The sequence below is a fragment of the Mycoplasmoides pirum ATCC 25960 genome (genome assembly GCF_000685905.1).
GTDB lineage: Bacteria > Bacillota_I > Bacilli_A > Mycoplasmatales > Mycoplasmoidaceae > Mycoplasmoides > Mycoplasmoides pirum.
This window is the reverse complement of the sequence record NZ_JMKZ01000001.1, coordinates 187213-206406: the sequence shown is the minus strand read 5'-3', so window position 1 is coordinate 206406 and position 19194 is coordinate 187213. Positions and strand designations below refer to the sequence as shown.

General features: G+C 23.9%; 17 protein-coding genes. 2 read left to right on the top strand and 15 right to left on the bottom strand.

Annotated elements, in window-relative coordinates; all coding sequences use genetic code 4:
* Positions 1 to 30: 30 nt before the first annotated feature.
* The 6 genes from rpmE to pth form a co-directional block, all read right to left on the bottom strand.
* A complete protein-coding gene (rpmE, locus tag T397_RS0100870; RefSeq protein ID WP_027123820.1) occupies positions 31 to 330 on the bottom strand; it encodes a 50S ribosomal protein L31 in 300 nt (99 codons plus the stop codon).
* Between the two features lie 506 nt (positions 331 to 836).
* Positions 837 to 1739, bottom strand: coding sequence for an HAD family hydrolase (locus T397_RS0100860; RefSeq protein ID WP_238315394.1), 903 nt, complete (start codon positions 1737 to 1739; stop codon positions 837 to 839).
* The gene (gene trpS / locus T397_RS0100855) at positions 1711 to 2775 is read right to left on the bottom strand and encodes a tryptophan--tRNA ligase (RefSeq protein ID WP_238315393.1); all 1065 of its coding nucleotides are present in this window, start codon (positions 2773 to 2775) and stop codon (positions 1711 to 1713) included. The genes T397_RS0100860 and trpS overlap by 29 nt, the downstream gene beginning before the upstream one ends.
* A gap of 168 nt (positions 2776 to 2943) precedes the next feature.
* Positions 2944 to 5514, bottom strand: a complete 2571-nt coding sequence (locus T397_RS04170; protein WP_027123817.1) for a hypothetical protein — start codon at positions 5512 to 5514, stop codon at positions 2944 to 2946.
* A 143-nt stretch (positions 5515 to 5657) separates the two neighbouring features.
* Positions 5658 to 6518, bottom strand: a complete 861-nt coding sequence (gene tilS, locus T397_RS0100845; protein ID WP_027123816.1) for a tRNA lysidine(34) synthetase TilS — start codon at positions 6516 to 6518, stop codon at positions 5658 to 5660.
* A 3-nt stretch (positions 6519 to 6521) separates the two neighbouring features.
* Complete coding sequence (pth, locus tag T397_RS0100840; RefSeq protein ID WP_027123815.1) at positions 6522 to 7088, bottom strand: aminoacyl-tRNA hydrolase; 567 nt, start codon at positions 7086 to 7088, stop codon at positions 6522 to 6524.
* A gap of 76 nt (positions 7089 to 7164) precedes the next feature.
* On the opposite strand from pth, the gene T397_RS0100835 reads away from it, so the two are divergent.
* Together T397_RS0100835 and fldA are read left to right on the top strand one after the other, a co-directional pair.
* Positions 7165 to 8250 carry an NAD(P)-dependent alcohol dehydrogenase gene (locus T397_RS0100835; RefSeq protein ID WP_027123814.1) on the top strand — a complete coding sequence of 362 codons (1086 nt, stop codon included), beginning with the start codon at positions 7165 to 7167 and terminating at the stop codon, positions 8248 to 8250.
* Between the two features lie 81 nt (positions 8251 to 8331).
* The gene (fldA, locus tag T397_RS0100830; protein ID WP_027123813.1) at positions 8332 to 8835 is read left to right on the top strand and encodes a flavodoxin FldA; all 504 of its coding nucleotides are present in this window, start codon (positions 8332 to 8334) and stop codon (positions 8833 to 8835) included.
* Here the strand turns inward: fldA and recR are convergent.
* From recR to T397_RS0100785, 9 genes are read right to left on the bottom strand one after another with little or no spacing between them, the layout of a single operon-like run.
* Complete coding sequence (gene recR, locus T397_RS0100825; protein WP_027123812.1) at positions 8828 to 9427, bottom strand: recombination mediator RecR; 600 nt, start codon at positions 9425 to 9427, stop codon at positions 8828 to 8830. The two genes, fldA and recR, sit on opposite strands and share 8 nt — an antisense overlap.
* 5 nt (positions 9428 to 9432) lie before the next feature.
* Positions 9433 to 9735, bottom strand: coding sequence for a YbaB/EbfC family nucleoid-associated protein (locus T397_RS0100820; RefSeq protein ID WP_027123811.1), 303 nt, complete (start codon positions 9733 to 9735; stop codon positions 9433 to 9435).
* Positions 9736 to 9756: 21 nt separating this feature from the next.
* On the bottom strand, positions 9757 to 11544 hold the full coding sequence (gene dnaX, locus T397_RS04165; protein ID WP_052663043.1) for a DNA polymerase III subunit gamma/tau: 1788 nt from the start codon (positions 11542 to 11544) through the stop codon (positions 9757 to 9759).
* A gap of 47 nt (positions 11545 to 11591) precedes the next feature.
* Positions 11592 to 13166: an amidohydrolase gene (locus tag T397_RS0100810; RefSeq protein ID WP_162150120.1), complete on the bottom strand. Its 1575-nt coding sequence runs from the start codon at positions 13164 to 13166 to the stop codon at positions 11592 to 11594.
* 18 nt (positions 13167 to 13184) lie between these two features.
* On the bottom strand, positions 13185 to 14162 hold the full coding sequence (gene tsaD / locus T397_RS0100805) for a tRNA (adenosine(37)-N6)-threonylcarbamoyltransferase complex transferase subunit TsaD (RefSeq protein WP_027123809.1): 978 nt from the start codon (positions 14160 to 14162) through the stop codon (positions 13185 to 13187).
* Positions 14163 to 14165: 3 nt separating this feature from the next.
* Entirely contained in the window at positions 14166 to 15578 is a 1413-nt protein-coding gene (locus T397_RS0100800; RefSeq protein WP_052663042.1) for a type 2 periplasmic-binding domain-containing protein, read from the bottom strand.
* Positions 15579 to 15583: 5 nt separating this feature from the next.
* Complete coding sequence (locus T397_RS0100795) at positions 15584 to 16495, bottom strand: ABC transporter permease (RefSeq protein ID WP_027123807.1); 912 nt, start codon at positions 16493 to 16495, stop codon at positions 15584 to 15586.
* A gap of 1 nt (position 16496) precedes the next feature.
* Positions 16497 to 17453: an ABC transporter permease gene (locus T397_RS03770; RefSeq protein ID WP_081794284.1), complete on the bottom strand. Its 957-nt coding sequence runs from the start codon at positions 17451 to 17453 to the stop codon at positions 16497 to 16499.
* Positions 17453 to 18955, bottom strand: a complete 1503-nt coding sequence (locus tag T397_RS0100785) for an ABC transporter ATP-binding protein (protein ID WP_027123806.1) — start codon at positions 18953 to 18955, stop codon at positions 17453 to 17455. The genes T397_RS03770 and T397_RS0100785 overlap by 1 nt, the downstream gene beginning before the upstream one ends.
* Between the last annotated feature and the right edge of the window lie 239 nt (positions 18956 to 19194).

Below are 19194 nucleotides of genomic sequence, written 5' to 3'. Positions count from 1 at the left end.
ATGTGCCACTTTTAAATTAAACAATATTATCTAAAGATCTTCTAATGTTTTAGGTTGTTTAGATGATTTTTTGAATAATTTTTCTTTAACTTTTTTTACAAAAGAATTATTAATAGTTTCTTTGCCAGTAGCAAATTTTGAAGATAATTTTTCAGCTCTACCTTTAATATTTTGTTGCGATGTTCCACCAATATAAAAAGGATGGCAATGACTGCAAATATCAATTGTTACTTCATTTGCTTCTAATGTCGAAGTAATATTAAATTTTGTATTACATGATGCACACGTAAATAATGTATCTGTAGTTTTTAAATGAATATCTTTTTTCATAAAATAATGTTTACCTTGTTTAAAGAAATAAATTATATTATGTCAATTTGTTACAAAACAAAATATAAAACGATTAAAAATATCAATTTATTTTATCAAATTTAATAATTTTTATATCAAGATAATTAAAAATTTATTCATTTAAAAAATAACAATAATAAATAAAACAAACCTATGTATTTAAATAATCTTATAAATATTGTTTTAACAAACAAAATAATTAAGCACATTTAATCTATTTATTTTTTAAGAGTACATAATTGATTGTGAAAATAAAAAAAATGAAAGAATGTTATCAAACATGATTCAAAAGAAACCAAAATCCAAAATGCATAAAAAAGCAACAATGCCTATGACGGATGAAGAAGATGAAATGGAACACAAAGAATCTTCTTCTAAACATAAAATGACTAAATAAGTAAGTAAATGTATTTTAATAAGAGATTACAGATTTAAGTTTTTAGTTTAAACATGAAATATGCATCTTATGGTGCATATTTCTTTTTTTATCTCATAAATATTTTTTTCAATTCTAAAGCAACACCATCTTTATCATTTGTATTAGAAGTAATATATCTAGCCATTAATTTAGCAGCACTAGAACCATTTTTCATAGCATAACTAAATCGTACTTTTCGAAGTAAATCAACATCGTTTTCGCCATCACCAAAACTAATAGTACTATCTCTTTGAATTCCGTAATAACTTTCTAAAAATTCAACACCATTTCCTTTATTAGCAAATTTAGTGTTTATTTCAATAACATTTCCCGAATTAGGTAATGACCAACTTCTTACAACAAATGTATTAAATCTTTGTTTTATATAATAAACAACTTCATCAAGATATTTGGAATTTTTAAGTTGTAACAATGCTGTGTTTGGATCAACTTTCATATTCAATAGATGATTTTTACCAAAAAATTGATTATCAGTAATATTCATATCAATTCTAAATAATTCATTTAATTCTTTTATTTCATTTTTTTCTGTTGGTTTTTTCAAAATATACATTGCATTATGTGATTCAGCAATTATATTATTTAGATGTTGAAAAATATTTTTTTCTAATACTAATTGTCGAATTAAATTTTTATTAAAAGCAATATTGATCGGTAATAAATCTTTATCTTTTGGATGTCAAATATAAGATCCATTTAAATTTATTAATACAGTATTAAGACCTAATTGATTATAAATATCAATTGAACCCTTTGCACTTCTACCTGTTGCAATACAAAATAGATGACCTTGTTGAACAATTTTTTTAACTACATCAATAGTAAATTGAGATAGTTTAGATTTATTATCTAACAATGTTCCATCTAAATCTGAAATTATCAACATTTTTCTTTTCATTTTTTTTAAAATTAGTTTTTGATTATTTAATTGTAAATCCAATTTTTTCATATACTATCTCCAAAGTTTGCTTGGCAATTGCTTGTGCTTTTAATTTTCCTTCATTAAGAATTTGATTTAAAACTTTAATATCCTTATATTTGTTTTTATTTTTTTGAATTTCTAAAACTAATCCAACAACTATTTCTGTTAAATCATTTTTAAAATTTCGGTAGTCTTGATTTTTATATTTTTGTTCTACATCTTGATAAACAATTTCGTTATTCACATTAAATAATTTTTTTCTTAAATTGAAATTTATCGGATCATTTATAGAAGAAATATAGATATTTATTAAATTAGTAATATTTGGTTGATTTGTTGGATTAAATTTTACTTGATCTAGTGAATCAGTTTTAGCTGATTTAATTTTTTGTTTAATAGAATCAATTGATTCATCTAAAAAAATAACACCTTTATGACTTTTAGATGATTTCGACATTTTTTTTGTGGCATCAGTTAAATCCATTATTCTATTACCTATTTTTGGGATTCATGGTTCAGGTACTTGAAAAGTGTCTCCATATTTAGCATTAAATCTTATAGCAATATCTCTAGTTAATTCAATATGTTGTTTTTGATCGGCTCCTACTGGAACCAAATTTGATTGATAAAGTAAAATATCAGCAGCCATTAATGTCGGGTATATCAAAAGACCTGTTGGTATTCTTAGAGTATTATTATCTTGTTTTAATGATTGATCAGATATTTTAGCTTTATATTGGGTCATTCTTTCCAATTCACCTAAATTAGTATGACACATCAATATATAACTCAAAGCAGTGTGTTCTAACACTTCACTTTGAATAAAAATATTAACTTTCTGTGGATTTATTGAACTAGCTAAATATGTAGTAACAATATCCAATTTATTATTTGAAATAGAACTTGGATCAAAATCTACAGTTATTGCATGTAAATCAGCAACAAATAAAAACATTTCATATTCATTTTGTAATTTAGCAAAATTACTAATTGAACCTAAATAATTACCTAAATGTAATCTACCACTAGATTGAATTCCTGAAACAATTCTTTTTAATTTCATTGTTATCTACACTATATGATTTATATGTAAATTTAATTTTATTAATTATAAAATTTTAAAATTTAAAATTGAAAATGCAAACTTTATAAAAATAAAAAACTTAGATTTTATTAAGTTATAAATAAAATCTAAGTTTTGAATTATTTTTAAATAATTTTTTTCTAAATGTTATATTGTAGAAGCAAATATTCCTTTTGGAAGAATTATTGTCTTATCATTAGAAGAATTTATATTACCTAATGCAAATCCTCAAGCTTTGGGTGAAGTAGTGCTTGTTGAAACATTTGTTTCTTGTTGAATAAATACAACAGATATTGTTTTTGATAAATTTTGAATCATTTCTCCTATTGGATAATTTTGAAGATTCGAAATAGGATTTTTAACATTTTCTGGTGTTTTATTTGTGTTAATAAACAAGTATCGACTTTCATCACTACAGAAATTAAAATTAATATTTTTAATATTTGAATTATTAGAATTGTCCCCAAAATAAACTAAACCAATTAATTTATCTCCGGCTTTACTTGATTGTGCGGAAGTAGTATCAGCACCTAAATCCATTTCAATACGAATACTTGCGCCCGTTTTACTACCATTAGTATCATTTAAAATTTCAGTTCAAGTTGTATTAGTATTTGTTGTTGCTTCAACATTATTATTAAAAGCAAACATTTTTTGTTTATTGATATTTTCTATATTATCTGCAAATTTAATTGATGAAGCATTTTCTATTTTGCTTCTTAATTGAGTTAATGAAGAAACGTTTGTTGGCAACACTGGATTATTTAAAACTGTTTTGTATTCACCTTCTAATTTTGTAGTATGATCCTGACCGTTTGTGAAAACAGAATTAGAATTTATATTATCAACAATATAACTAGCTAATGCTGATTTATTTATATTCATATTATTTTTAATAATATCTTGAACATTTTCATTTGCTTTAGAACCAGCATTTGCTGAATATGTTACATTAGCATTTCACATTTTTATTTTATCAGTATTAGAAGCATCATTATTGATATCAAGTAATTTTTTGTTATTTGCAGCAAAATCATTATTATATGAACCATTAAATATTATTAAATTATTTCAAAAATCATAAAATGAATTCATATCAATTAAAGCGGTAGCATCTAATCATGAATTTGTAGGAAAGTTTAATTTTGTACCATCATTTTTTAAAAGTACACTTCCTTCAGCCAAACGAATAAATGGTTTTAATTGATTTATTACATCTTCATTTGGCGCAAAAATATTACCTAATTTGTGTTCAAATTTAAATCCATTAATGTTTAATTTCAATTCATAAATGCTACTTCTATCATTAAAACCACCGTGGAATTTGAATGAATTAACAACTATACCTTCTTTTTCAATTGTTGTTCTATAATAAGGAGCATTTAAATTTGAAAATTCAACTCCATCAGAAGACAAAATTCTATCTTGTGAATTAAGGGATCTTACATTTCTTGAAGATTTACTTGCATTATTATTTATTCAATTAAGAATACTTGAATTTGTACCCATACTACCAGGGATAGCAACAGGGTCTTGTTTGTTCAATTGCTTTTTAATGTGATTTTCGTTTTCGTCTTTTGCATTAACAACATATTGGTTTCATAATGTTAAACCATAATTATTTGAACCTTCATTTCCTAAAAGTGATTCATACTTTTTGAAAATATCATTAATGCTGTTTTCTAATATAGGTTTATCATCAATAATACTTCCATAATATTTTGAAAAATTGCCAAACAAATCACTTGGTAAATTTATTTTTCCTTGTTTAAAGAAACAATAAATTGTAGTATTATTTGTTAATTTTAACTCTAATCGTGGGTATTGATTTACATTTGCACTATTAATACTATTTAGATTACCAGTATTTGATGTTGAAAAATCATTAGTTGTGCTTTGAAGAACAACATTACCTGATTCATTTAAACTTAAATTTAAATGATCAGTTGGCAAATACAATTGGCATGTATTAATAACCCATTCTCTTTGACTAGCTCTTGGTTTACTTGTAAAATCTCAAACTTTAGATTTATTTGATGCTGCTGAATTTTCTAATTTAAAATTATTATCTCACTTAGAACCACCAGTAGTAGAATCATAAGCATTTCTAATTCAATCTTTTTGTTCTTGTAGAGCTGTTTTAAATTGTGGTATTAAATCAGACCCTAAAATCGCAAAATCACCACCTGTTACCACAAAATTATCAAAATTTAATGTTTCATCTATAAATTGATCTGCAAAAGAACTTAATTTAACAATTTCTTTAAATGTATCTGTCTTAGTTGTTGGTCTTCATAAATCATCTTTCAATGTAGGTATTTGGTTTAATACACTATTGGGGTATGAAGTACTTGTTTTGTTTGATAAATTATAAGAATTAACAGAAGAAACATTAATTCTATCTAAATAAGAGTTAAATAAATCATATCTCTTTGTAGCATTATTAGATTTATTTAATTCACTATTTGGTGTAACGAATTTATTTGTTGGCGCAGTAGTTCCACCACCATTTGAACCACCACCATTACCATTGTCGCCTGAACCACCACTACCATTGTCGCCTGAACCACCATTACTAGGGGGTGTATTTGTTCCATTATTGCTATTATTGTCTGAATTAGAACAACTTACAGGAATTATGATTGCAGACAATAAAATTGTTGAAAACGCTAACGAACTCAACAATAATTTTGTCGATAACCTTAATTTCTTTTTCATCTTATTTTCTCCAACCATTCAAAATTATTTTCGCAAATGAAACAAAAATGTTTATTGAATTAGGTCTATAGATTTTATTAAAAAAAATGATAAAAAGCAAGTTAAAGCAATATAACACTTAATTTTTTAAATTAAATTTTTGCTTAATTTACAATTAATAATTTTTTATTTTTAACCACTATTTTTTTGTTATTTCCGATTCGAAAATATTTATTGGGATTGTTTTTTTGCATCAAAATTAAAACAGCATTAAATTTATTTAAATTATATTTAATTTCATTATCTTTAAACAATTCATAAATTACAGATGAAATAATTTCGGGTGAGTATTTCAAAATATAATCAACATTCATATCTTTTTTTCATTTTTTATAAATTGAATTAATTTGATTAACTAAATTACTTTGCTTTTGATTAAAATCAATTATTTTCTTTAACAAAAAATCAATTTTATTTTGACTTCACTTAGATAATATAAATCTAATATAATTTCGATAATATTTTAATGAATTATTAGATTCATCTAAACCATAAATAATATTGTTACTTTCACAATATTTATAAATATCTTTTTTTCAAACATTTATAAGTGGTCGATAAATATCTATATCTTTATATTTAGAATGTTTTTTAATTCCTAAATAAAGAACTTTTTTATTTTTTTCTAATTGCATAATTGCAGTTTCTAAAAAATCATTAAGGTTGTGTGCAATTAATATTCTTGAAGCATTATATTCTTTAGCAATTTTATGCATAAAATCGTAACGAACAATACGTGCTCAATTTTGAAAGTTTTTTTGAGTTTTGTTTTTGCTATCAACATGAAGCACAAAATATTTAATATTGTTTTTTTTACAATAATCAACAACAATATTTTCGTCGCGAATTGCTGTAGGTCTTAAATTGTAATTAACATGGCATACAACTATATCACGATTTTTATAATGATTTAATAATGCCATTGAATCTGGTCCGCCAGAAACACCGATAACCAATCTTTCCATAACTTATTTATTATGCTTATTCATAACAATTGAAAAATCAGATTCTTCTAAAAAACTAAAAGCTGCAACTGATGATTTAACAATACTTGTGTCTAATAATAAATAATCTGATAAATTAAATTTACTCAAAACAAAATTAGATATATTATTTTGATTTAATGGTCCAACACCAAATCTAATTCTTTTAATTTTATCAGTATTCATACATTTAATAATATTTGCCATTCCATTATGACCGCCTGATGATCCTTTTTGACGTAGTTTAATCTGCCCTAAATCAAATGCAAAATCATCATATATAACTAAAATATTTTGTGGTCATATTTTAAAAAAATCAGTTAACTCTCTTACAAATGTGCCTGATAAATTCATAAATGTCATAGGTTTTGCAATTATAAAATCTTGATTATTAAACTGAGATTTTGCATATAATCCTTTAAATTTATTAGATGTTAACTTGATATTTAGTGTTTCAATCATTTTATCAATAACCATGAAACCAGCATTGTGTCGAGTATTTTTATATTCTTCTCCAGGGTTACCTAATCCTACTATAAGTTTTAAGCTCATATTTTTTTACTCGATTTTTAAATTATTACTTAATCAATTCTATAAAAAATAAAAATTCATTTGATAAAATTTACTCATGTTTAATCTTAAATTATCAGGTAATAAAATGAATATAAATAAAAGAATTCCAGTTAAAGGGTTTGCAATGACAAATGCTAAAAGTAAATTTCAATCTTTTGAATTTACTAGAAGAGCATTAAAGTCTAATGATGTTCTAATTAAAATTAAGTATGCAGGTATATGTCATTCAGACATTCATACAGCAAGATCAGAATGAGGAACTTGCAATTATCCCATTGTTCCGGGACATGAAATAGCTGGTGAAGTAGTAGCAATAGGTAATAAAGTTAAAAAATTTAAAATTGGTGACTATGCCGGCGTTGGTTGTATGGTAAATAGTTGCCAAAAATGTAGTAAATGCAAAGCTGGTTATGAACAAAATTGTGATAAAGGTGTATTTACTTATAATTCAAAAGATATATTTAATAATGATGAAATACAACAAGGTGGTTATTCCAACTATATTGTAGTAACAGAAAATTTTGTAATTAAAGTGCCTAAGGATGCTCCATTACAATATGTAGCGCCATTATTATGTGCCGGAATTACTACATATGCACCTGTTGTTTTTTCTAAAGTTAAAAAAGGTCAAAATGTTGCAATTGCTGGATTTGGTGGTCTAGGAGTTATGGCATTAAAATATGCAAAAAAATTTGGTGCTAATATTTATGTGTTTGCCAGAAATAACAAAAAAGAAAAAGAAGCTAAAAAACTTGGTGTTAAAAAACTATATACTTCTTTAGAAGATGTTAAAGAAGAATTTGATTTAATTATTTCTACAATTCCAAATAAATATGATGTTATGGAATATGTTAAATTACTTAAATATGGTGGAGAAATGTGTATTTTAGGTATTCCACCAGCTGAATCTAAATGAAGTATAAATCCTTCTGATTTAGTTTTTGTAAATCACAAAAAAATTTATGGTTCTCTTATTGGTGGAATTGCTTTAACTCAAAAAATGTTAAATTTTTCATTAAAAAATAAAATTTATCCTGAAATTGAAGTTATTAATCCAGCACAAATTGATGAAGCTTGAGAAAAAATGACAACTGGAAAAGGTAAATTTAGATACGTAATAAATATGAAAAATTTTAAATAGTGTTTGCTAATAACATTTCAATTTAAATATTTTTTCAATATAAGGGTTGTCAAAACAAAAAACTAATTTAAGGAAACTAAAATGAAAATAGCAATTATTTATGGAACTAACTTAGGAAATACTGCAACAATTGCTAAATTAATAGGTAAAGAATTAAATATAAACAAAAAAGACATTTTTGATGTAAATGATGCAAAAGCTGAAGAATTAAATTCATATGATGCTTTTATTATGGGCACTTCAACTTGAGGAATAGGTGATATGGCTGATGGTTGAAAAGAATTTGAATTTAAAAAATTAAAATTAGATAACAAAGTTGTAGCAATTTTTGGATTAGGAGATTCCCAAATATATACATTTAGTTTTTGCAATGGTATGGGTGAATTACATCGTGCATTGCAAAAATCAAACAAAAAAATAAAAATAGTAGGGTATGTTGATACAAAAAATTACACATTCAGCGAATCTAAAGCCATATATAAAAATAAATTTGTTGGTTTAGCATTAGATTATGATAATTTTCCAGAACAAGTTGAATCTCAAATAAAAAATTGAATTAAAGATATAAAAAAATACTTTATTTAATTTTTTGTTTATTTTGAATTGCCATTTTTAAAGTAGTTTCATCTGCATAATCAATAGATGAATTAATTGGCAAACCTAATGAAATTCGATAAATATTGATAGGAGAATCTTTTAATAAAAGTTTAATGTAATTAGCAGTCAATTCCCCTTCAATTGTAAAGTTGGTAGCAATTAAAATTTCATTTATATTTTGTTGATAAATTTTTTCTTTTAAATTTCTAATATTTAACATATCAGGATCTATATTTTTTTGCTTAGATAATTCTCCATCTAAAACATGATATAAACCATTGTAACCTTGACATTTTTCTATAGTTAATAAATCATCAACTGTCGCAACAATACATAATTTATTTTTTTCTCTTAATGGAGAAACACAAATTTCACACTTAAGATCTTTACTTCAATTGTTACATTCAATGCAACGTTTTAAAGTTGATCTTGCAATTTGCAATCTACTAATAAACTCTCTTATAAAATATTGATCTTTTTTTAATAAAAAAAAAGCAATTTTTCTAGCATTTTTTGTTCCAATAGAAGGAAGAGCTTTAATTGCATCTACTAAATGTTCAAATTCCAAAAATTCATTCATACTTATTAAAAGAAACCAGGCATTTTTGGCATAGATTCTTGAGCAATATTATCTTTTTGTTTTTCAATTTCTTCAATTGCTTCATTTATCGCTTCAGCAACCATATCTTCTAACATAGTTTTATCTTCGGGATCAATTAAAGTTTTATCAATTTCAATTTTTTTAATTTTTAAATCTCCAAGAATTTTAATTTGTATTGCTTTATTTTTGTATTCAAAACTAAATTCTTTGTTATTAAATTCAGTTAATTTTTTTTCCATTTCTTTTTGATTTTTTTTTATCATTTCAGCCATTTTTTGAAAATTCATGTTTTATTACCTCATAAAATTTTATTCATATTTTAAATCATCGCCAAATAAATTTTCAGCAAATTCTTTTGTGTGGTTCTTTTTTTCATTTTTAATTAAGCTACTAATTTTATCAATATTTAAGTTAGAAATTAAATTTTGATCTTTTATTTCAGAAAAATCTGTCGAATATTGTTTTGCAATTCCTTTTGTCACAGCAATAAACATCAAAGGTTTGTTAAATTTTTCATAAATAAACTGATGAATTTTTTTATCAAAAATTTGATTATTTACAAAAACCATTTCATCATTAGAATCATATAATAAAACAATGCCTTCGTTAGAAGCTAATAAAATTTTTTTAAATTTTAATAAATGAAAGATATTATTTGAAAAATTATCTGATTCTTTTAGTAAATTTTTAAAAATTTTGTCATACTTTGACAAACACTTTTTATCGTAATCTTTTGCAATGCTAAAAAAAGTTTCTTTTAAAAATTTTTGTTGTTCTTTTTCTGAAGCAAAGCAATTTAAATCATTAATTTCATTCTCATCAATAACCTCTTGATCAATTTTATTGGATTGACTAAATGAATTTACACTAATTTCTTTTGTTTCAAAACCACTTAATAATTTTTTTTCATTAAATTCTATCTCTTTATCTTTTTCAACTAAAATACTTTTTTTAGATGTTTTATTTTGATCAACTATATTTTTATCTTCTATTTCTTCAAATTTATTATGATTTGTTTCACTTTGATTTAATTTAAAAATTGCTAATTCTAAATTATATTTTACGTTTGAGCTAAAATGTGATTTATTCATTAATTCTTCTCAAATTTGAGCTAAATGCAAAGCTTGATTATAATCAGAAATTTTAACTAATTCCATAGTCTTTAAAGACATTGTTTTTAATAAATTTATATTTTTGTATTTCAAATATAAAAATATGTCTATAAGCATTGCAAATATATCATTAATTAATAAATTCAAATTTACACCGTCTGATTCAAATTTATTAATTATTTCAATAATTTTTTCTAACTCATTAGTTCCTAAAAGATTTATAAAATCTATTTTTTTGTTTTCATCTAATAAACCAAAAATATCATTAATATTTGATTCTGAAATAATTAAATCGTTAGAGTATGTTTTCACTTGATCTAACAAAGTTATTGCATCACGAGCGGCTCCTTTAGCTAATCTAGCAATTTTTTTTATAGCATCGCTTTCAATTTTTATATTTTCTAAATTACTTATTTTTGAAATTAAATCAAATAAAACACTTTCTGAAAAAGGTTTAAAACTTAAGCATTGACATCTTGAAATAATTGTTAGTGGAATTTTATGAAATTCTGTTGTAGCAAAAATAAAAACAACATGTTCTGGACAATCTTCAATTGTTTTTAATAATGCATTTCAAGCCCCAGTAGTTAGCATATGAGCTTCATCAAGTATAAAAATTTTTGTTTTTAAATCAGTTGGTAAATAATTAACAGTTTCAATTAAATTACGAATTTCAGAAACACCATTATTGCTTGCTGCATCTAATTCAACAATATCCAATGTTTGATTATTATTAATCAATAAACAATTTTTACATTTATTGCATGCATCATTGTTATCAATTAGATTTAAACAATTGATTGTTTTTGAAAATAGTTTAGCAGCTGTAGTTTTACCTACACCTCTCGGACCATGAAAAATATATGCATGAGATATTTGATTTTGACTTATAGCATTTGTTAATAATTTAACAATATGTTCTTCACCAAACATATCTTTAAAGCAAATTGGTCTATATTTACTATAAAGAGCATTATTGGTCATATTTATAAAAATCCTTTAATATTAAATATATTTATTATATTAATATTCTATTTGCGATAAACAATTTTACCATTAACTACTGTTTGCATAACTTTAGTTTTTAAAATATTTTTTAAATTTTTTAGTTTAAAAATGTTTTGATTTAAGACAATAAAATCAGCTAAATAATTTTTTGAAATTTTACCTAGTTTTTTTTCTGCAAAAGATGCATAAGCACCTTCTTTAGTATATGCGTCAATACATTCAAATATATTTAATTTTTCATTTTCTTGAAATGTAGAAAAGTTATTTTTCTCTTTTAATGATGTTCTAAATAATGCACAATAAATATTTTCTCAAGGATTTAAGGAGGATACTGGAAAGTCTGTCCCAAATGATAAATGAATATTATTTCTAATTAATGTTTTAAAATTATAAGAATGTCTAATTAAATAACTATTTAAAATATTTTTTAAAATCAACAAATCTTCATTTAAAAAAATTGGTTGTGATAAAACAATTGTCTTAGTTTCTTTTAATAAATTAATTATTTTGGGTGTAGCTATTTGTAAATGAATAATTCCATTTCTAATATTATTTTTCAATTTTTTATACTCTTTTAATATTTCTAACGAAGCTTTATCGCCGATTGAATGAGAAACAATGGGATATTTATATTTATTAATCAATTTACATAATTCAGATAATTCTTTTGCACTAAATTTTATCTTAAAAGATTTTTTATTATCCTTGTATTTTTTAGACAAACTTGCAGTTCTGCTTGATAAAGATCCATCAATGAATAATTTAATCGAAACAATTTGATTAAGCATTTTTTTATCTTTCAAATCAAGTTTTAAAAAATTTAAAAAATCTTTTTTGTCACTAACATAATACTGATGAAAAAACCTAAGGTTTTTATTTTGTTTAGTAAAAGTTTTAAAAATATTAAAAATCTCTATTTTATTATTATCAATTAAATCACAAGTATTGACAGATGTAATTCCAAATTTATTTGCTGTTTGTGCAATTGTCGTTAATTCATTAATAAAATTATTCTTTAATTTATCATTTATAAAATTATGAATTAAAAATTGAGCTTCTTCTTTAAAAACTCCATTAGGAAATCCATAATTATCTAATTCAATAAAAGATTTCTTTTTAAAGAAAAAATTCTTTTTAAATAAATTAGATAATTTCAATGCCTTTGTATTGCAAATAATTGTATGCAAATCTTTTGTGCGAAAAATAATAGGAATTGATGTTGATATTTTATCAAGTGCAAAACGATTTAAATTTGGAAATAATTTATAATCTAATTTTTCACCTTTTAAAATTTTTAATTTTTTATTTTTTGTATTATTTAAAAATTGTTTGGATTTATAAATTAAAGTTTTTAAATTATTTATTTTGCTTAAATCAAAAAAAGATTTTGTTATTTGACCATTTAACAAATGAGTATGACTATCTATAAAACCAGGAAGAACTAATTTATTCTTTAAATTAATTTTTTTGTCATATTTTTTATTTAATAAAATTTTAGTTTTTCCAACATCAACAATTTTATTGTCTGAAACTAAAATTGCTTCTGCAAAACAATTTTCTTTTAAATAAAATTTGCCATTGTATCAAAGTGTAATCAATTTTAAATTTCCATTCAATTAATTAAAAATACATTTATATTTTTTTGAATTTTCATTAATTAAAATATTAGCATAGAAACAATGCATTGCCCCATTGTCATTAGTAAATTCCATATCAGGTAATCAAATTTCCTTATTGATGTTTTTTAATTCTTTTCTTAGTAAGGAATTTGCACTAACTCCGCCGCCTAGTAAAATCATCTCAACATTGTATTTTTCAAGATAAAATTTAACTCTTTTTACAAAATCATTAATAATTAAATATTGAAAAGAAGAAACAATATCTACAACATCAATACTAGAATTGTTTTGTTTTAATTTATTTATGTAATTAATTGTTGCAGTTTTTATGCCAGAATAACTAAAAGCAATATGATTTGTAGTAGGATTTAAAAAATTAATTGATTTAGATTTTGTTTCATCATACAATGAGTCAATTTTAGAACCAGCAGGATAATCTAAATTTAAAGCTCTACCAACTTTATCGTAAACTTCGCCTATAGCATCATCTTGTGTTTCATCAAGCAAAACAATATCATTTGGAGATTTCACTAAATAAATTGCTGTATGTCCACCAGAAACTACTAAACCTAAACAAGGATATTTTATTTTGTCTTTCTTGTTGATTGCGGCACTATAAATATGTGAATATAAATGATTCAATGGAATTAAAGGTATTTTTAAATTTAAAGCTAATAATTTGGCAAAAATTTTTCCTGTGTGGAGACAACCTGGTAAACCGGGCGTTTCTGCAAATGCAATATGCGTAATTTCTTCTTGTAAAACATTAGAAATTTTTAATGCTTTTTCATAAGCTTTTAATAAATTTGTTTCATGACTTCTAGCAGCTATTTCGGGAATAATTCCACCATATTTTTGATGCAATGGAACAGAAGAAATTATTACATTGGCTAAAATCTCGTTGTTCTTTATAATTCCTATCCCTGTGTCATCACAGGTAGTTTCAATTCCTATTATTACATTATTCTTAATCATAAATTAATTTCAGAACTCTTCTTTAAATCGTAAATATGAATTAATAATAGTTTGTTTTTGTCATGAATTTAATGGACTTTCAATTAAGTTAGTAATAGGAATGTTATCTGGAATCGAAATGGTGTAAGCATTTTTAATTGCTTCTCCCAAATCTGGATCATCAAGATTTAAAAAATAATCATTTGTATATACAACACTATTAATTATATTTTTATCAATATTATTAAGATCTTTATCATTATCACTAATATCATTGCTTTGACCGCTAATAATTTTTAATGGTGATACATATTGAACGAATGAAAAATTTAACATTGGTCCATAAAAAAATAAATTATCACTATTTAATTTCTCAAAATCATTAGGATCATTAGAATCGCTTCCTTCTAATGCTGTTTGATTCAAAATTTTATAAGTTGTTTGCATACGTTGATCATTATTGACTACATTTTTTTTATTAATAACCAAGCAATCTAATGCTAATGGCGTATCAATTGGAGAAACAAAATGAAAATCTTGGGAAGAAGGTAATTTATCAAGAGCATCTTCACCACCTTGTGCTGCAAAAATTGCATCGCCATTAAACATCATTGCACCATTTAAAGAATTGGTTGCTAATTTATTTAAAATAACACTACTATCTGAATTTAAAAAAATTGGAATGGGATTTTTACCTAAAGTTCTAGTATTAATTCGATTACCATTACTTAATTGTTTATATACATTTTTATATTCATCAATAGATGGTTTTAAACTTAAATTTATTGGATTAACATTTTGATTATTTGAATTAACCAAATTACTTACTGAAAATAATGTTCTTTCATCTTCTACTCCGCCCATTCTAGCGGAATTAAAAACATTAGGTTTTGAACCAATGATATCTAAAATATTTTCTCAAGTAATATTTGGATTTTCAAAATCTAAAATTTTTTGACCACGGTATGCAAATAAATAATTTTGAAAAAAATAAGGAATACAATATTTTAATAAATTAGGAATTTCATCAAAACCAGTTAAAATTTTTCTAACTGGTTCAATAAATAACGACAAGGCGTCATTTTCATTATTAATTGGTTCATTTGTTATTGGTTTTTTTAAATTAAATTTACTTCAATCAATTGGTTCTAATTCTTCTTGTTTAATCAATTCGATAACAGCATATGTAGAAGCGTTGCCAATTGTATATGTACCATTTTTAAAATTTGTAATCATGTTTTCGTTAGAAGTATAAAAATCGAATTTCAATTCATTGAATTCATTTTTTAATCGACTTTTTAAATCTTCACTCATATAAGATTCAAAATTAGCAAATATTAAAGGATTATCAAAATTATTAGAACAAGAAGTTAATAAAACTATTGTTGATAAAATAATAGTAAAAATGCTTGCAAGTTTAATCAAAAGTATTTTCATCTTATTTATTTAACCTTTTGTTGATTAAATTGTTTTTTAAAATCTTTTATATTAATTCGATTTAAATGTTGAGATCTTCTAATTACTTTTTCACGATGTTTAGATTTTTCGATAAAGAATTTTTGAATAGATAATGCTATTGTAATGAAAATAGTTATAAAAATAATAATTGATCCAAAGGCTGCAGCTCATGCTTTTACTCCTTTACGCATTGTATATAATTGTGAAGATATTGTTTGTGTTGAACCTCTTACCAAATTTGTAATAATGAAATCATCAAAACTCATTGCAAAAGCAATTGCAGCACCAGATAAAATTCCAGGCATTAAATAAGGAACTGTAATTTTAAAGAAAGTTTGTGTTTTATTGTAACCTAAATCACTACTAGCTAAAATCAAATTCATACTCATTTTTTGCATTCTAGGATAAATCGCAACTAATGCATATGGTGTACAAAAAGATATATGTGAAACAATAATTGTAAATAAACCCAATGATTGATTAAAACTTAATCAAGTTAATGTAAAAAGAATAATTAAACTTAATCCCGCAATAATTTCTGGCGTACTAATTGAAGCATTAGACAATCCAATTGTAGTTTTGCGATAAATAGCTTTATTGTTTCATATTGCAAAAGATGCTGCAGTAGCAATAATAACTGAAATCGGTGTTACGACTACAGCAATTATTAAAGAATTTATTAAACTATCAACAAAATCTCCATCAGAAACTAATTTATCATACGCCGAACTACCAATACCAGAATCAGGAACACCAAAAACTAAATTTATATTACCGCGTATTGTTGAATTATTGAAACTAATAATAATTACAACTAGCAAAGGCAAATAAATTATCATCAAAATAATTCAAATGTAAGATTGTCTTAATGAAGAACGAAATTTTCCACTAGTCATTTTATTGTTCCTTGTTTTTTAAATTATTGGGTTTTTTAAACAAATTAAATAAGACATTAAATTTTTTAGACAAAATATTTCATGCATTTTTATTTTTTAAAAATCTAACTACTTTAGGTGTTAGTTTTCAAAATATATAAACTAATAAAATTAATAATCCTAAAACTAAACTTAAAGCGCTTGCTTGAGCAATCGCAACTTTACTTTCTAATGCATTACTGCCTAAATTAAAAATGTAATCACCTATTAAACTAGAATTGTTGTTGTTGTTTAAAAATTGTGGAATAGCTACAGTTGTAAATGCAGGTAGCAATACTAAAGTTATTCCTGAAGCAATTGCTGTTTTACAATATGGAATAACTATCAAGAAAATAGAGGCAAAATGATTTCTGCCCAAATCTTGACTAGCTAACAAATAATTTTTAGGCATATTTATTAGAACAGAATATAAAGGTAAGATTAAAAAGGGAATATATACATAACAAATTCCAATGATTGTGTATCCATCTCCGTAAGTACTATTGATTGTTAATGAACCAGCTGCTGAAGTTGCAATTAAATCAAATAATGATTTTAAACCAACTAACTTAATTAAAAGACTACTTCAAATTGGTGCTGTAGCAAATAAAATAATTGATGATTTATATACTTTACTTTTAGATATAGATAATAAATAACAAAAAGGGAATGCAATAACAAAAGAAATAATTGTGGATACTACTGAAATTCAAAGTGATTTTCAAATTTTTTCTCAAACAAAACCATCAACTACTTTAAAATTATCTGCAATGCTTCCATTAATCCCAGAATCACTAACAGGTTGAAAAGCATTAATTAATATAATTATTAAAGGAATAACAAACAACAATAAAATAAATAAAGCAAATGGTAGTAATAATCAAATTTTTTTATTAGCTTTAAAAGTATCTACAAATTTGCTTGATAATACTTGTAACATTATTCATAAACCTTCATCATATGAACATCAATACTATCGAATGTAATTCCAACTTTTTGATTTATTTCTACATAATCAATATTTTGAACAGTTATTGATGTTTCATTATTTAATAACCCTGTGATTTCTCACAAAACGCCTTTATATGTAGCATTAGTAACTTCAATATTAAAAATACCTTTATCTGCTGGCACAACATCAAAATCTTCTGGTCTAATAAGAACATTGATTTTCTCATTAATTGCAAAAGAACCATCATTTCCTTCGTCGGTTTCTATTATTACTCCATTAGATAATTTAATTTTGTGTTCACCCAAATAAATTCCATCAAAAATATTTGCTTCACCAATAAATTTAGCAACTCAAACGTTTTTGGGTGCATCATAAACTTCACTAGGTGTGCCAACTTGTTCAATATCTCCTTCAGACATTACAACAATTTTATCTGATAGAATTAATGCTTCTTCTTGATCATGAGTTACCAAAATAAATGTTAATTTAAATTCATTATGCAAACGTTTCAATTCATCTTGTAATGTTTTACGAACTTTTGCGTCCAAAGCAGATAAAGGTTCATCTAACAAAAGAATATCTGGTTCTATAACCAACGCTCTTGCTAATGCTACTCTTTGTTGCATCCCACCAGATAATTCTGATGGATATTTATTTTCCTTACCTTTTAGACCAACTTTTTCAATTATTCTATCTGCTTTTTCAGCAATTTCTTTTTTTGTTAATGGTCGAGTTAACATTCGCTTTTCATAAGATTCTTTTTTCGAAATTGGATATGTTTCTCAATAAGAAATTCAATAATCAACATTATTATATTCTTTAACAAGTTTATCGTATTTTCTATCAATTGATTTTTTCTTATTAAAATTATTTTTTAGTTCAATCATTTGTTTTTTAATTTTAATAATTAATTGTTCATCAGTTGTTTCTAATACTTGCTCACGCAACTTAATCATTTCATCAATAAATTGACTATTTCGCATTTCGCGATTTTCATTAAATCACTCATTTTTTAAATATTGTTGAGAAATTTTATCCATTTTATTTTTAATATCAATTCGTTTTTTTTCAAGAAATTTTATTTTGGCTTTCGCAATTTTAATAGCATCTTGATACACATTATTTGCTTCTTGATATCTTGAATTAGGAATTGAATCTAAATTAGTTCTTAAAATTTTTAATCCATAACAAATATTTTTATAAACAGTCATGTTAGGAAAAAGTGCATAATCTTGAAAAACTGTAGCACAAGGTCGTTTGTGAGCAGGCATATCTTTTATATCTACGCCATTGATCTTAATTTGTCCATATGTTGGTTGTTCAAAACCAGCTAACATTTTTAATGTTGTTGTTTTTCCACATCCTGAAGGACCAAGCAATGTCACAAATTCACCACGATTAATTGTCAAATTAAAATTACGAACTGCAACAAATCCATCATCAAAAATTTTATTGACATTTGATAATTCAATAAAGTTTTTTGTTTCCAATTTTAATCACCTTTTTATATGGTTAAAAATAATAAAATTAGTAATCAATTATAAGCATAAAAAATAAAAAAAATAATATTTTATTTAAAAAAATTTCAGTTTAAATAATTAACAAGTTTTTAAATTGTAATTTGCTAAAAAATTTATATATTTAGATTTAACAAATTTAACAAATTTTTATGTACAAAAAAAGTTGTTTTTTTAATAATTAAACTTCAAAAATTTAAAATTTTTTTTAA